Genomic DNA, 15,639 nt, shown 5'->3' on the forward strand with positions numbered 1-15,639 from the left:
CGCCATGTTTGAAACCTCATTGACGCTAAGCGACCTTATGTTCCTGGCCAAAGGCGCGGGGATGACGATTGCCGTCACCTTTTTCGCGGTGACGGGCGGTACATTGATGGGCCTGCTGTTCGGCGTTATCCGTGCACAAATCAGCCCTTGGGCGGCGCTGCCGCTGACGTTTGTGCTGGATATCTTCCGCTCGGTCCCGCTGCTGATCCAACTTGTGCTGGCCAATGCATTTCAGGCGATTGCGGGGCTGAACCTGCCGCCTTTCGCCACGTCCTGCATTATTCTGGCGCTTTATACCTCGGCCTATTGCACCGAGATTGTGCGCGGCGCGATTGATGCGGTGCCGATGGTGACACGCCGCGCGGCACGATCATTGGGCCTAAGCTGGGGGCAGGATATGACTTATGTCGTGTTCCCGATGGCCCTTCGTGTGGCCTTGCCAAGCTGGATCGGCCTGACATTGGGCGTGCTGAAAGACAGCGCGCTGGTGCTGTGGCTGGGGCTGATCGAACTGCTCCGCTCGGGCCAGATCCTTGTGACCCGCCTGCAAGAGCCGATGTTCATCCTGCTTGTCGTAGGTCTGATTTACTTCCTGCTAAGCTTCCCCATTGCCCGCTTTGGCAGCCAACTCGAAAAAAGGTGGCGCGAGAATGATTGAGATTAAAGACGTCTACAAATCCTTTGGCACGCTGGAAGTGCTGAAAGGCATCAACCTGACCGTAAAAAAGGGCGAAGTGGTTTCGGTCATCGGCGGGTCCGGCTCGGGTAAATCGACGCTGCTGACCTGCATCAACGGGTTGGAGCCGATCAACTCCGGTTCCATCCTTGTCGACGGGGTAGAGGTTCACGCCAAGACCACCGACCTCAACAGGCTGCGCCGCAAGATCGGCATTGTGTTCCAGCAGTTCAACGCCTTCCCGCATTTGACCGTGCTGGAGAACGTCACCCTCGCCCCGCGCAAAGTGCTTGGCATGTCCAAGGCCGAGGCCGAGGCCGTCGCGGAAAAGCAGTTGGCCCATGTCGGTTTGGCCGACAAGCTTTCGGTCTATCCCGGCAGGCTTTCGGGCGGGCAACAGCAGCGGATGGCGATTGCCCGCGCGCTGGCGATGTCCCCCGAATACGTGCTGTTTGACGAGGTAACCTCCGCGCTTGATCCGCAATTGGTGGGTGAGGTTCTGGATACGTTGAAGCTGCTTGCCGATGACGGCATGACCATGATCTGCGTGACCCATGAGATGACCTTTGCGCGCGACGTCTCGGACAGGGTGGCGTTTTTCCACAAGGGGATCATGGCCGAGATTGCGCCATCAAACGAGTTTTTCAACGCGCCCCAACATCCCGAGACGCAGAAATTTCTGTCAAACATACGGTAGTAAAGGCGAAACACCATGAAATCGGTAGAGGTCGTCGTTGTCGGCGCAGGCGTGGTTGGCTTGTCGGTTGCGCTTGCCGCACAGGCACGCGGGTTGTCGGTGCGCGTGATTGATCGCAAGGGGATCTGTGCCGGGGCCTCCGCTGGTAATGCGGGGGCTTTTGCCTTTACCGATATCTTGCCGCTCGCCTCGCCCCGCGTCATCCGGCAAGCGCCGAAATGGTTGCTTGACCCGCTGGGCCCGCTTTCGGTGCCGCCGCGCTATGCCTTGAATATCGCGCCGTGGATGCTGCGGTTCTGGCGGGCAAGCTGGCCTGCGCAGGTGCGGGCCTCAACCATTGCGCAAACGGGGTTGATGGCCTTGTCCAAGGCGGCTTTACAGCCGTTTTTGGCAGCACATGGCCTGTCGTCGATGCTGCGGCATGACGGGCAGTTGCAGGTCTATGAGGGGCAGGCGGAATTTGACGCGAGCCTGCCAAGTTGGACGCTGCGCGCCAAGGCAGGCATCCCGTTCGAGCATCTGACAGGTGACGCGATTGCCGACCGTCAACCGGGGCTGGATGCGCGTTTTACCCATGCCACTTTCACGCCGGAATGGTATTCCATCGCCGATCCAAAAGATTACACCGAGGCACTTGCCGCGCAGTTTTGCGCCAATGGCGGCGAGGTGGTGATCACCGAAGCCACGCATCTTTTGGCCGACGGCGTAGACACCGCCCTTGGCGCGATGAGGGGCCGCGTGGTTTTGGCGGCGGGGGCGTTTTCACACCATCTGGCGCGCACCGCTGGCGTCAAGATCCCGCTGGAAACCGAGCGCGGCTATAATACCACCCTGCCTTTGGGTGCTGCCGATCTGCGCTGTCAGGTGACATTTGGCGGGCATGGGTTTGTGATCTCCAAGCTGTCATCGGGTATCCGCGTCGGTGGCGCGGTAGAGCTGGGCGGGCTGAAACTACCACCCAATTATGCCCGCGCCGATGCGATGCTGACCAAGGCCAAACGTTTCATGCCCTCCCTCGATACCTCGGGTGGTGTGCAATGGATGGGGTTTCGCCCCTCGCTACCCGACAGCCTGCCCGCGCTTGGCCCCCTGCCCGGTCAGCCCAACACGATCTGCGCTTTCGGGCACGGCCATCTTGGCCTGACCCAATCCGCAGGCACCGCCCAGATCATCGCCGATCTTTTGACGGGCAAGACCCCCGACATCGACCTCACCCCCTTCGCGCCCGCGCGTTTCTGAAAGCCAACACCATGACGACCTATACCTTCCCCTGCATTGATGGTCATACCTGCGGCAACCCGGTGCGCCTTGTCACCGGCGGTGCACCGATGCTGGTTGGCGATACGATGCTGGAAAAGCGCGCTCATTTTCTGGCGGAATTTGACTGGATCCGCACCGGATTGATGTTTGAGCCGCGCGGCCATGACCAAATGTCCGGCGCGATCCTGTTCCCGCCCACACGCAGCGATTGCGATGTTGCGGTGCTGTTCATCGAGACCTCGGGCTGTTTGCCGATGTGCGGCCATGGCACCATCGGCACGGTGACGATCGCGCTGGAAAACGGGCTGATCCGCCCCGCAACCCCCGGCGTGTTGCGCCTTGATACGCCCGCGGGCCGCGTGGATGTGACCTACAGGCAAGAGGGCCGCTTTGTCGAGGAAGTGCGCCTGACCAACGTGCCCGGCTTCCTGCACTCCGAAGGGCTGACCGCCGAGGTTGAGGGCATGGGCGAGGTGGTCGTTGATGTCTCTTACGGCGGTAACTTCTATGCCATCGTGGACCCGCAGAAAAACTTTGCCGATATGGCAGATTATTCGGCGGGGGAACTGGTGCATCTGGGCCGCAAGCTGCGCGATGCGCTGAACGCCAAATATGAATTCATCCACCCCGAGCATCCCGCGATCTGCGGTTTGTCACATATTCTATGGACGGGTGCCGCGCGGGACCCCGCGGCCCATGGGCGCAATGCGGTGCTTTATGGCGATAAGGCGATTGACCGTTCCCCCTGCGGCACCGGCACCTCGTCGCGCATGGCGCAGCTGGTGGCCAAGGGCAAGCTGGCCGTAGGCGATGACTATGTGCATGAATCCATCATCGGATCGCTGTTCAAGGGCCGCGTCGAGGCGGCAACCACCGTGGCAGGCAAACCCGCCATCATCCCCTCTATCGCCGGTTGGGCGCGGGTGACGGGCTTCAACACCATCTTCATCGATGATCGCGACCCCTTTGCACATGGGTTCGTCGTCAAATGAGCGGGCAAGCCATCATCGCGGGCCGCGCCAGCGGCAAAGTTCTGGCCTCTGCCGAGGGGATCAGCTTTTGGGGCGGGGTTGATCCGCTGACGGGCATGGTGATCGATGCACACCATCCGCTGCACGGGCAATGCCTGACGGGCAAAATTCTGGTGATGCCGACCACGCGCGGATCGTGCAGCGGCAGCGGCGTTATGCTTGATCTTGCGCTGAACGGGATCGCACCCGCCGCCTTTGTCTTTCGTGAGGCCGAAGACGTCGTCACCCTTGGCGCGATGATCGCGGGCAAGATGTTCGACCGACCCGTGCCGGTTATCCGACTGGGGCCTGCGGCCTATGACACGGTTGCCGCCGCCCAAAATGCCGAGCTGACCGAGGATGCGCTGATCGCCGATGGCGTGACCCTGCCCTTGGCGCCGCTGCCCGTCACCGCGCTTGATCTGACGCCGCAGGATCACGCGATGCTGAACGGCGATGACGGCCCCGCCCGCCGCATCGCGATGGAGGTGATCTGCGCCATGGCCACCTTGCAGGGCGCGCAGACACTGATCGATGTCACCCAAGGTCATATCGACGGCTGCATTCTGGCCAATGCCGCCAACCTGCGCTTTGCTGAGGCTATGGCAGAGATGGGCGCGAAAACATGCATCCCCACCTCAATCAACGCGATTTCGGTGGATCACGGCAACTGGCGCGCCCAAGGTGTTGCCCCCGATTTCGGGTTGCGCGCCGCCCGTCTGGCCGATGCCTATGTTGCCATGGGTGCGCGCCCGACCTTTACCTGCGCGCCCTACCTGCTGGATACCGCCCCGAAAGAGGGTGAGGCCATCGGCTGGTCGGAATCCAATGCCGTGGTCTATGCCAATAGCGTGTTGGGGGCGCGTACGGTCAAACACCCCGACTATCTTGATCTGTTCATCGCGATGACGGGCCGCGCGCCTTTGTCCGGTGTTTACCTGCCGGAAAACCGGCAGGCGAGGCTGGTGATCCATGTCACAGCACCTGCTGGGGCCGATGATGCGCTTTGGCCGATGCTGGGCTATCTGGCGGGGCAACGCGCGCCCGACCGCATTCCCCTGCTTGCAGGGCTGGAACATCTATCGCCCTCGCCCGATGACCTCAAGGCGATGTGCGCGGCCTTTGGCACGACATCTGCCGCGCCGATGCTGCATGTTGCGGGCCACACGCCCGAGGCGCATCTGATCGCGCCCGATGCCGTGCCTGAAACTGCTGATATCAAAGATCTGGCGCGGATCTGGGGGCAATTAAACCCCGATCCCTCGCCCAAACATATGGACCTCATTGCCTTTGGCAGCCCGCATTTCTCGCTGGTTGAGGCTCGCAAGCTGGCCGCATTGCTAAAGGGAAAACCCCGCCATCCCGACACGGCCGTGATTGTCACCTTGGGCCGTGAGGTGCTGGCGGCCATCAAAGCCGACGGCACATTAGATACCCTGCAGGCAGCAGATGTACAGCTGGTTGCCGATATCTGCTGGTGTTCCATAACCGAACCTGTGTTCCCACCGGCGGCCACAACGCTGATGACGAACTCCGGCAAATACGCCCATTACGGGCCCGGGCTTTCAGGCCGCGCCGTGCGCTTTGGTTCATTGGCCGATTGCGCCACCGCCGCACAAACCGGACACGCACCGGCACATCCCCCCGCTTGGCTAAAAGAGGCATAACATGCGCAGCAGCAAAACCATTCACGTCATTTCCGCCCATGCCGAAGGCGAAGTTGGCGATGTCATCGTCGGCGGCGTCCTGCCGCCCCCCGGCGATACGATCTGGGAACAATCACGCTGGATCGCCAAGGATCAGACCCTGCGCAACTTCGTGCTTAATGAACCCCGCGGCGGGGTGTTCCGCCATGTAAACCTGCTGGTGCCGCCCAAGGACCCCCGCGCCGATGCGGCGTTCATTATTATGGAGCCAGAAGATACGCCGCCGATGTCGGGCTCCAACTCTATCTGTGTGTCGACGGTGCTGCTGGACGGCGGGTTGGTCCCGATGCAAGAACCTGAAACCCGCATGGTGCTTGAGGCGCCCGGAGGCTTGGTCCATGTGCGCGCAGAATGTAAAGACGGCAAGGCAGAGCGTATTTTCGTGCAAAACCTGCCCAGCTTTGCCGCCGATTTGGGCCTGACGTTGGAGGTAGAGGGCATCGGCACCCTGACCGTTGACACCGCCTATGGAGGCGATAGTTTCATCATCGTCGATGCCGCAGCACTTGGCCTTGATCTGGTCGCCGACGAGGCGCATTTCATCGCCAAAATGGGCGTGAAGATCACCAATGCCGCCAATGCGCAGCTGAAATTTCATCACCCCGATAACCCTGATTGGACACATTTCTCCTTTTGCCTTTTCGCAGGCCCCGTCACCCGTGAAGGTAACGCGCTGCGCGCAGGCTCAGCGGTGGCGATCCAGCCGGGCAAGGTTGACCGTTCGCCTACCGGCACGGCGCTTTCGGCGCGGATGGCGGTTTTGCATGCCAAGGGAGAGATGGGGCTGGACGATCATTTGACCATCGTCTCGGTCATCGGATCGACCTTTGTCGGCCGGATCGTGGGCGAAACCACAGTGGGCAATAGACCCGCTGTCATCCCCGAGATTTCGGGCCGTGGCTGGATCACCGGAACCCACCAGCACATGCTGGATCCCTCCGATCCGTGGCCCGAGGGCTACCGCCTAACGGATACTTGGGGCGCGCGCTAACCGCTGCGCGCCCTCAAGGTCAGGCCTTGCCTGCTTCTGCCTCAAACATCTTTTTCTTATCGCTTTGCGCGGTAAGAAACTGCGCGTCAGAGCGTGAGATATAGGTGTAAAACATCGGCACCACGAAGAGCGTAAATATCGTGCCGATCAGCAGACCGGTAAAGATTACCAAGCCCATCGCCTGACGCGCCGCAGCCCCTGCCCCTTCGGCCAGGATCAACGGAACCACGGCCAGCGCCATCGCGGCGGTGGTCATCAAGATCGGGCGCAAACGGGTTTTCGCAGCGGCCACAATCGCCTCACGCCGCGAAAGGTTATGTTCCTCACGTTGCTGGTTGGCAAATTCGACCATCAAAATCCCGTGCTTGGTGATCAGACCAATCAACGTGATAAGCCCGACCTGCGAATAGATGTTCAACGTCCCCAGCCCAAGGTTCAGCGGCAAGATCGCGCCAAAGATCGACAGCGGCACCGACATCAAGATGATGAAGGGGTCACGGAAGCTTTCAAACTGCGCGGCAAGCACCAGGTAAATCACCACCAAAGCGGCGGCAAAGGCAAAAATAATGGCATTGCCCTGCTCCACCTCCAACCGCGATTGGCCGGAGTATTCGATGAAAAACCCGTCGGGTAGAACCTCGCGGGCGATCTGTTCCAGCTGGGCCAGACCATCCCCCGTCGACGTCCCGATCGAGGGCAGCGCAGTTAGCGTGGCGGCATTCAACTGGTTGAACTGCTCGATCGAGGCCGCACTCGCCCCGGTGTTCACCGACACGACCGAAGACAACGGCACCAATGCCCCGCCCGAAGCGCGCACAAAGAACTGGCCCAGACGCTCGGGGTTGTTGCGCCATTCTTGCGGCACCTGCGTGATGATGTCGTAGCTGTTGCTTTCCAGATCGAACTGCGCAACCGCATTGCCACCCACCAACAGCGCCAAAGTTGTCCCGATGTCGGAAATCGGCACGTTAAGGCTGGCAGCCCGTTCGCGGTCAATCGTCACCGTCACCTGCGGCGCATCAAAGCTGAGCGAGTTTTGCACAACGATGAACCGCCCCGAAGCCATGGCTTTTTGGCGAATTTCTTCGGCCACTTCGACCACGCGTTCGGGCGCATAGATCGACTGGATCACCAAGGACACCGGCAAGCCACCCCCGGCACCCGGCAAGGTCGGTGGCGCAAAGACGAACCCCTGCACGCCAGTATTTTTTGCAAGGCTGGCCTGAATATCGACCTGAACCTCTTGCTGGCTGCGACTACGATCTGCCCAGTCTTTCAACGACCAGATATAGATGCCGGTATTTTTCGAACCCCCAAAGCCCGCGATGGAAAAGCCGACATCAACCTCTTCGACCTCGGCGGTGGATTTGGTCACCTCCTCGATATAAAGTGAGGTGTAATCGGTCGTGGCATAGCGCGGCCCGTTCAGGAAGGCGAACAAAGCGCCTTGATCCTCTTCGGGGGCAAGCTCACTGGTGGTGTTCATAAACATGAACCCCGTGACGCCAAGCAAGGCCACAACCATCAGCAGGGTAACAGGGCGGTAATCCAGCGATGAGGAAACCCGACGCTCATACCAGTTTGATACACGATCAGAGGTCCGGTCCACGATCTTTTGGAACCGGCTTGCGTTGCCATGGCTCAGCAAACGAGCGGCCATGGCCGGTGTGATCGTCAGCGCGACGACCCCGGAAATAACAACCGCACCGGCCAAAGTCATAGCAAATTCGGTAAAGAGGCTGCCGGTCAAACCGCCGGTAAAGGCCAGTGGTGCCAGAACGGCGGCCAAGGTCAGGGTCATGGCGATAACCGGCCCTGCGATTTCCTTCATACCCTTGATCGCGGCCGGCGCGGGGGCCATGCCCTCTTCGATATGCCGGTGGATGTTTTCCACCACCACAATCGCATCATCAACCACCAAGCCGATGGCAAGGACCATCGCCAGCAATGTCAGCAGGTTAATCGAATATCCCAGCGCCAGAAGGATGGTACAAACACCGATCAACGACAGTGGAATCGTGACAACCGGCATCAAGACCGACCGGAAAGAGCCGAGGAACAGGATGATCACCACGATCACAATCGCCACCGCCTCAGCGATGGTTTTGAACACCTCATAGATGGAGCTGCTGATGGTTTCCGTCGAATCGTAGACCAGTTTAAGGGTCATGCCCTCGGGCAAACTGTCGTTCAGGCTGGGCAGTGCCGTCAGCACCGCTTCGGCAGTGGTCAACGGGTTGGCCGCAGGCGTGGCGGTAATGCCGATAAAGGTACCGCCCTCACCGTCGAAGGTCACGATTTCCTCTTGGTCCTTTGAGGCAAGCTCTACCGTGGCGACATCGCGCAGGCGCACAACGCCGGTATCCGTCGTGATCAGGGGCAAGGCACCAAAGGCCTCGGCGGTTTGCAGCGTGGACTCGAGGCTGATCGAATAGGTGACATATTCGTTTTCGGTGCTGCCCGGAGCAGACAGGAAGTTAGAGGCCCGGATCGCGGCAAGCACCTCACCGGCTGTCACTTTACGCGCAGCCAAACGCAGCGGATCAATCCACACCCGCATCGCATAGTTGGCCGCCCCGATGATCTGCATCTCGGCCACACCATCGATGGTGGAGACACGCGGACGGACCACGCGTTCAAGATATTCGGTCAGCTGCTCTGGCGTCATATTCGGGTTTTGCGCCGCCAGATACATCAGCGCGAAGGTTTGGCCCGTGCCTTTGGTGATAATCGGATCTTCGGCATCGCCGGGCAGCTTGCCGCGCACCTGCTGGACCTTGGACAGAACCTCGGTCAGCGCCGCTTCGGAATTGGCACCCAATTGCATTTTCACCGACACCACGGACGCCGAGGGCCGCGACTGGCTGCTGACATAGTCAATATTTTCGGTCGTCGCGACAGCGGCGGCAATCGGGGCGGTCACAAAGCCCTGAATAAGGTCCGGCGCGGCACCGGGATAGACCGTGGTAATCGTCACCACGGTTTCTTCTACCTCGGGATATTGGCGGACAGGCAGGTTGAAAACAGACTGCAGACCCAAAAGGATAATAAAGGCCGCAAGCACCGAAGAAAGAACCGGTCGGCGGATGAAGATTTCAGAGAAATGCATGGTTTCGCCCTTATTCCACTGCCGCCGCAGGTGACACATCGTTATCGACTGCAACAGTTGCACCGCCCGTCAGACGGTTCTGACCGGCGTTGACGACCTCATCCCCTGCCGCGATACCATCCGTAATCTCGACCATCCCGCCAGAGCGGCGACCGACCTTGACGAAAACCTGCGCCACCGTCAGCGTCTCGCCTTCGCGCACCACAAAAACGGAATCGCCATAAAGGTTAGAGGTCACAGCAGTTTGCGGCAGCGCCAGCACGCCCTCCTCGGACGGCAGTGTGACACGCATGCGCAAGAACTGACCCGGGAAAAGCTTGCCATCCGTATCGGAAATCAGGGCGCGCAGGGTCACCAACCGCGAGACCGGATCGACGCGCGGCTCAATCGCGATAATCTTGCCGGTGAATTGCATATCGCCGGCCTCGGTCTGCGCCGTCACTTCCATACCAATCGCCACTGCGGCGATCTGTTGTTCGGGGACGGTAAACTCGGCCTGCATCCGGTCAAGGTTTTGCAAAGTGGCATAGATCATGCCGGGGGTGACATATTCGCCTTCCTCGACCCGTGGAATACCTATCACACCGCTGAAGGGGGCAACCATTTCCTTTTGGTCCAGAATGGCCGTAAGCTTCGCAACCTGTGCGCGCGCGCTTTTTTCCTGAACCTCGGCAGTATCGACGGTATTGGTGGTGCTGATGCCGCGTTCCTGCAAGGTTTTATTGCGGTTCAACTGCGTGACGGCAAGGTCAAGCGACGCTTCTGCCGCGCCTAAATCCGCACGCTCAATCCGCTCATCAAGTTGAAGCAGCGCCTGGTCTGCTGCAACCTTGTCGTTGGCCTTGAAGTGAATGCTGCGCACCAGACCGGAGGCCTCAACCGCCAGATCAACGCCTTGCGATGCGAGTGCAGTTCCCACGGCATCAATCCCCGACTGCCAGACGATCGGCTCTGCCTTGACGGTCGATACAGAAACCGCAGGCGGCGTCATCGTGGCGAAATACTGGGCGATCATCTTGTCGCGGAACAGATTGAACCCAACGATCCCGCCAACAATCAAGGTTAGCAAAACAACTGCAATAATGAGACGTTTGATCATCTGACTTCCTTGGGTCAATATTCTATGTGCTTGCTATGACATAGCGTCACAGGCATTGCCAGCCACAGCCATGACGCAAAAGCCATTTTTTACGTTCATAGTTTCGTGTTCAGCCCATGCAAAGCAGGGTGCATCGATTGCCCCACCCCAGCGGCTGCGATAGAACGGCCAAGACCAGCTCAAAGGATAGCCGATGACCCACACCTCCTCCCGCAAAGGTGCGCGTGCCTTCATGTCGCTTTGGGGTTGGCGGATGCTTGGGGGTGTCTCGTTGTTTTTGGGGGCCATCGGCGTGGTTCTGCCGCTGCTTCCCACCACGCCTTTTATAATTCTGGCGGCGTTCTCCTTTGCCAAAAGCGCACCAAGCCTGCATGCAAAGCTGATCGCAAGCCCGACTTTCGGCCCCGCAATCTCAAGCTGGCAATCCAATGGCGCCATTGCCCCGAGACATAAAGCAATGGCCGTTGGCATGATGACAACCGCCTTCGTCGGCGCCCTTCTGGCGGGCGCGCCGGCCTTTGCCTTGGGATTGCAGCTGATGTTTATGGGCGGCGCGGCGCTGTTCGTTTTAACCCGACCACATCGCTGATCCCTCCGGCCATATCTGGGTAGGGGCGCAATTCTGCGCTGTCTTGACGCAGATCAATGCCCAGAACCGCTTTGTATAATAAATTCTATTTCACGAATATATATTTCGTCGCCTGCCATCCGCCGGCGTGCAAGCATTTCTTCAAGGGAGTCGAGCATGACCCAGATTAAAGATCTAACAGCCTCCCGTCGCGCTTTTTTAGGGCTGGTCGCAGGCGGTCTGGCGATTACAGCCACCACACCAGCCAAGGCGGCACGTTTCAAAACCAAGGCGCGGATTGTCATGATCGGCGCGGGGGCTGCGGGTACGGCACTTGTCAACCGGCTGGTGGACCGGCTCGAGGGGGCCGCGATCACCATACTTGATCCGCGCGTCGACCATTTGTACCAACCCGGCCTGACACTGGTTGCGGCGGGGCTGAAACCAGCCGCCTATACGCAATCCAAGACCACCGACTGGTTGCCCAAGGGCATCACCCATATCCCCGAGGCGGTCGCGGCCGTTGATCCCATCGCCAAAACCGTCAGCACTGCCAGCGGGCAAACCTTGCCCTATGACTTCTTGATCCTGGCCCCCGGCCTTGTGCTGGACCATGATGCGATCGAGGGCTTCTCGCTTGATCTGGTCGGCACGGGCGGCATCGGCGCGCTTTATGCGGGGCCGGATGAGGCCGCGCGCACATGGACTGCCGCGCAAAAGTTCACCGAAGAGGGCGGCATTGGCATCTTCACCCGCCCGGCCACGGAAATGAAATGCGCAGGCGCGCCGTTGAAACATGCGTTCTTGATTGACGACATCGCCAAGCGCACGGCGGGCAAGGGCAAGCATGACATGCATTACGCCGCCCATGACCACACGCTTTTCGGGGTGCCAATTGTCTCGGAAAAGGTGCGGATGCTGTTTCTGGACCGCGGTATCACGCCCCATTACAGCCATGTCCTCAAGGCCGTTGAGCCGGGCAAGAAGTTGGCGACCTTTGCCACGCCAGAGGGCGACACCGAGATGCCCTATGATTACCTGCACGTCATTCCGCCACAGCGCGCCCCCGATTTTGTCCGTCAATCGGGCCTAAGCTGGGCCGATAAATGGGTCGATCAGGGCTGGGCCGAGGTGGACATGCACAACCTGCGCCACCTGCGTTTCCCCGAGATTTTTGCGCTTGGCGATGTTGCGGGCGTGCCAAAGGGCAAAACCGCGGCTTCGGTCAAATTTCAGGTGCCGGTGGTCGAGGACCATCTGATCGCGGCCATTCAGGGCAATGAGGGCACGGCCAGCTATGGCGGTTATACCTCTTGTCCGATGATCACCCGCGTAGGGCGCGCGATGTTGGTGGAGTTTGATTATAACAACAACCTCGTCCCTTCCTTCCCGGGCATCATCGCCCCGCTGGAGGAGTTGTGGATCAGTTGGTTGATGAAGGAAGTGGCCCTGAAAGCCACCTATAACGCCATGTTACGCGGCAAGGCATAAGGGGAAAACCATGGAACAACTTACATTTGAAACGATGATCGCGGTGTTCGAGGAAATCTTTGGCCGCACCCTGTTTTGGGGGATGGTCGCCGCGGCCGTCGTGGTGACGGTGGCCTATCTTTATGTGCTGATCCGGGACCGTGAAATGTCGATGAAGAAATTTCTTCTGGCTCAAATCTCAATGCCCTTTGGCGCGATTGCCGCCGTGCTGTTTGTGCAAACCATGACCCACTCGCATTTTCGCGATGTCGGCGGGCCGGTTGATGTGATCGTGCTGCTTGGCGTCGCGGCGATGGGGGCGGTTGGCGCGGCCATTCTGGTCTATACCGCGCAATCGCTCATCCGCAAAACGCCCGAATGATCCGGCAACCCCCGCCCCTTATACGGGCGGGGCCATCCGCTGTGAGGTTTGGCGCGTGACATAAAGCCTGCGCACAAAGGCCATGATGAACACCCCCGTCAAGATCAACACAATCGTCGCCGCAGGCGCGCTATCGACGTAAAAACTGGCATAGCATCCCGCCAGCATCGACCCCAGACAGGCCACCACAGAGACGATCATCATCTGCCCGAAACTGCGCACCAGCAGAAAGGCGATGGCACCGGGTGTTACCAACAAGGCCACGGCCAAAATCAACCCGACCGACGACAGGGTTGAGACGATGGTCAGCGACAGCAAACTAAGCAACCCATAGTGCAGCACATTGGTCCGCAGCCCCGAGGCCCGCGCCTGCGCCGGATCAAACGCATGCAGCAGCAGGTCTTTCCACTTCAACACCAACAGTCCCGCTACCAGCACACCGATCACCCCCGATGTCCAAAGGTCCTTGGACCCCACGCCCAGCATGTTGCCAAAGAGGATGTGGTCCAGATGCTCATTCGTACTGATCGAGGTGTAAAGGATGATCCCGACCCCGAACATGCCCGAAAAAACCACCCCCATAACCGTATCTTGTTTCACCCGCCCGTTATCCGCCAAGTAGCCGGTGGCAAGCGCACACAGCATCCCCGCCGAAAACGCGCCTACGATCAGTGGCAGCCCCAGCATCCACGCCAACACGATCCCCGGCAAGGTGGCATGGCTGACGGCATCCCCCATCAACGCCCAGCCCTTCAATACCAAAAAACACGAAAGCAAAGCCGTCGGCGGGGCGACCAAAAGCGCAATCCAGAACGCATTCTGCATAAAGGGAAACTGGAACGGTAAAAGCAACGTGTCGATCATGGCTGCGCCCCCACCGTCGGTCCATTGCGCAGCGCCGCACGCGCCTTGGCCCGCGCCGCCCGCATCCCGTGTTTGGGCGCGAACACAAAGGCCAGCAAGAAGATCATCGTTTGCAGCGTCACAATCACGCCCCCCGTCGCCCCATCCAAAAAGTAGCTGGCATAGGCGCCCAGAAAGCTGGTGACCGAGCCAATAATCACCGACAAAACAATCAGACGCGGGAAACGGTCACACAGCAAATAGGCCGTCGCACCCGGTGTCACCACAAGGGCAATCACCAAAAATGCCCCCACCGTCACCATTGCCGCCACAATAGAGGCGGAAAGCAGCAAGAAAAACACCGCCTTCAGAACATCTGGCCGCAAACCGATTGTGCGGGCGTGGTTTTCGTCAAAAAACACCACCATCAGATCTTTCCACTTGGCCAAAAGCACCGCAAGGCTGACAAAGCCGATGATGGCCAGTTGCAGCGTATCCTCAGGCGTGATGGCAAGAATATTGCCCATGATGATGGTCTGGATTGAAATTGAGGCCGGCGACAATGACAGCATGAACAGCCCAAGACCGAAAAACGATGTAAAAATGATGCCGATGATCACATCGATTTTCAGGCCTGACCGCCCCGACAAAAACAACATCGCCCCCGCCGCCAAACCGCCCGACAAAAACGCCCCAAGCGCAAAAGGCAGGCCCAGCATATAGGCCCCAGCAACCCCCGGCACGACAGAATGGCTTAGCGCGTCACCGATCAGCGACCAACCTTTGAGCATAAGGTAGCACGACAAAAACGCGCATACCCCGCCGACCAGCGCCGAGACCCACATCGCATTGAACATATAGCTGTAACCGAATGGCTCTAACAAAGTGGCAATCACGCGGCGCCTCCGGTTTTCTTGGGCAGCGCGGCATGGCCCCGATGCTTGACGCCGTATTGCACAAAGGGACGCTCGTCATCGGTGATCACTGTCACCTCGCGGGGGTCGTCATCATCGTGCAACTGGCCGGCACCAAGGGTGAAATGCCGCAACACACCGCCAAAGGCATGTTCAAGATTATCACGGGTAAAGGTCTCTTCGGTCGGGCCGTAGGCCAGAACGGTGCCTTTGACCAAGACCGTGCGGTCACAAAACTCGGGCACAGAACCAAGGTTATGGGTCGAGACAAGCATCACACGACCCTCATCACGTAGCTCGCGCAGCAGGGTGATGATCTGCTCTTCGGTTTTCACATCGACGCCGGTGAAAGGTTCATCCAGCAAGATCACCTGGCCGTCCTGCGCCAGACTGCGCGCCAGAAACACCCGTTTGCGCTGCCCGCCAGAAAGCTCTCCGATCTGGCGTTTGCGAAAATCGACCATGCTGACGCGTTCAAGGGCACGGTCCACCGCCGCGTAGTCGGCAGCACGGGCGCGGCGCAAAAAGCCCATATGGCCATAGCGCCCCATCATCACCACATCCTCGACCAGAACCGGAAAAGCCCAATCCACCTCCTCGGATTGCGGAACATAGGCGACCAGATTGGCGGCAAGCGCCTCTTTCACCGTTTTCCCGAGCAAGCGGATTTCACCACGCGCAGCAGGCACAAACCCCATGATCGCCTTGAACAGCGTGGATTTCCCCGCCCCGTTCACCCCGACCAACCCTGTGATCGTCCCGCGCGGGATTTCGAAGCTGGCATCATAAAGCGCGGTATGGCCATTGCGGTAGGTCACAGTAACATCGCGCACCACAATGCCGCCAGACGCCTCCGCAGAGGTGACAGCGCTTTGCAGCTGTGGCGGTTGGTCAAGCATGAAAGCAGTCCTTCT

Annotated in this window: 14 protein-coding genes; 9 read left to right on the top strand and 5 right to left on the bottom strand. The window is 59.5% G+C overall.

All coding sequences use genetic code 11. From position 1 onward, the window contains the following. Nucleotides 1–4: 4 nt before the first annotated feature. The 6 genes from EOK75_RS17410 to EOK75_RS17435 are packed head-to-tail and all read left to right on the top strand — an operon-like array spanning nt 5 to nt 6,340. Nucleotides 5–658 (top strand): amino acid ABC transporter permease, encoded by a 654-nt coding sequence (locus EOK75_RS17410; RefSeq protein ID WP_137195284.1) that lies wholly within the window; start codon nt 5–7, stop codon nt 656–658. Continuing rightward, nucleotides 651–1,373, top strand: a complete 723-nt coding sequence (locus EOK75_RS17415) for an amino acid ABC transporter ATP-binding protein (protein ID WP_137195285.1) — start codon at nt 651–653, stop codon at nt 1,371–1,373. The genes EOK75_RS17410 and EOK75_RS17415 overlap by 8 nt, the downstream gene beginning before the upstream one ends. A gap of 15 nt (nt 1,374–1,388) precedes the next feature. After that, nucleotides 1,389–2,612, top strand: a complete 1,224-nt coding sequence (locus EOK75_RS17420) for an NAD(P)/FAD-dependent oxidoreductase (protein WP_137195286.1) — start codon at nt 1,389–1,391, stop codon at nt 2,610–2,612. Between the two features lie 11 nt (nt 2,613–2,623). Next, entirely contained in the window at nt 2,624–3,625 is a 1,002-nt protein-coding gene (locus EOK75_RS17425) for a 4-hydroxyproline epimerase (protein ID WP_137195287.1), read from the top strand. After that, the gene (gene lhpI / locus EOK75_RS17430) at nt 3,622–5,310 is read left to right on the top strand and encodes a cis-3-hydroxy-L-proline dehydratase (RefSeq protein WP_137195288.1); all 1,689 of its coding nucleotides are present in this window, start codon (nt 3,622–3,624) and stop codon (nt 5,308–5,310) included. The genes EOK75_RS17425 and lhpI overlap by 4 nt, the downstream gene beginning before the upstream one ends. A 1-nt stretch (nt 5,311) precedes the next feature. Then, nucleotides 5,312–6,340, top strand: coding sequence for a trans-3-hydroxy-L-proline dehydratase (locus EOK75_RS17435; protein ID WP_137195289.1), 1,029 nt, complete (start codon nt 5,312–5,314; stop codon nt 6,338–6,340). Between the two features lie 19 nt (nt 6,341–6,359). On the opposite strand, the gene EOK75_RS17440 is transcribed toward EOK75_RS17435, so the two are convergent. Then, nucleotides 6,360–9,449, bottom strand: a complete 3,090-nt coding sequence (locus tag EOK75_RS17440; RefSeq protein ID WP_137195290.1) for an efflux RND transporter permease subunit — start codon at nt 9,447–9,449, stop codon at nt 6,360–6,362. 10 nt (nt 9,450–9,459) lie between these two features. Next, on the bottom strand, nt 9,460–10,548 hold the full coding sequence (locus EOK75_RS17445; RefSeq protein WP_137195291.1) for an efflux RND transporter periplasmic adaptor subunit: 1,089 nt from the start codon (nt 10,546–10,548) through the stop codon (nt 9,460–9,462). A gap of 193 nt (nt 10,549–10,741) precedes the next feature. Here EOK75_RS17445 and EOK75_RS17450 point away from each other — a divergent pair, with 193 nt between their 5' ends. From EOK75_RS17450 to EOK75_RS17460, 3 genes are all read left to right on the top strand, one after another. After that, on the top strand, nt 10,742–11,137 hold the full coding sequence (locus EOK75_RS17450; RefSeq protein ID WP_240794080.1) for a YbaN family protein: 396 nt from the start codon (nt 10,742–10,744) through the stop codon (nt 11,135–11,137). A 156-nt stretch (nt 11,138–11,293) separates the two neighbouring features. Beyond that, entirely contained in the window at nt 11,294–12,607 is a 1,314-nt protein-coding gene (locus EOK75_RS17455) for an NAD(P)/FAD-dependent oxidoreductase (protein WP_137195292.1), read from the top strand. A 10-nt stretch (nt 12,608–12,617) separates the two neighbouring features. After that, nucleotides 12,618–12,968, top strand: a complete 351-nt coding sequence (locus tag EOK75_RS17460; protein WP_137195293.1) for a DUF5368 domain-containing protein — start codon at nt 12,618–12,620, stop codon at nt 12,966–12,968. 18 nt (nt 12,969–12,986) lie between these two features. Here EOK75_RS17460 and EOK75_RS17465 read toward each other — a convergent pair whose 3' ends face one another. The 3 genes from EOK75_RS17465 to EOK75_RS17475 are packed head-to-tail and all read right to left on the bottom strand — an operon-like array spanning nt 12,987 to nt 15,624. Beyond that, entirely contained in the window at nt 12,987–13,832 is an 846-nt protein-coding gene (locus EOK75_RS17465; protein WP_137195294.1) for a metal ABC transporter permease, read from the bottom strand. Further along, nucleotides 13,829–14,707 carry a metal ABC transporter permease gene (locus tag EOK75_RS17470; protein WP_276612532.1) on the bottom strand — a complete coding sequence of 293 codons (879 nt, stop codon included), beginning with the start codon at nt 14,705–14,707 and terminating at the stop codon, nt 13,829–13,831. The genes EOK75_RS17465 and EOK75_RS17470 overlap by 4 nt, the downstream gene beginning before the upstream one ends. After that, on the bottom strand, nt 14,704–15,624 hold the full coding sequence (locus EOK75_RS17475; protein ID WP_137195295.1) for a manganese/iron ABC transporter ATP-binding protein: 921 nt from the start codon (nt 15,622–15,624) through the stop codon (nt 14,704–14,706). Before EOK75_RS17475 ends, EOK75_RS17470 begins: the two co-directional genes overlap by 4 nt. Between the last annotated feature and the right edge of the window lie 15 nt (nt 15,625–15,639).

It is taken from the genome of Pseudorhodobacter turbinis (assembly GCF_005234135.1).
In the GTDB taxonomy this organism is placed as follows: domain Bacteria; phylum Pseudomonadota; class Alphaproteobacteria; order Rhodobacterales; family Rhodobacteraceae; genus Pseudorhodobacter; species Pseudorhodobacter turbinis.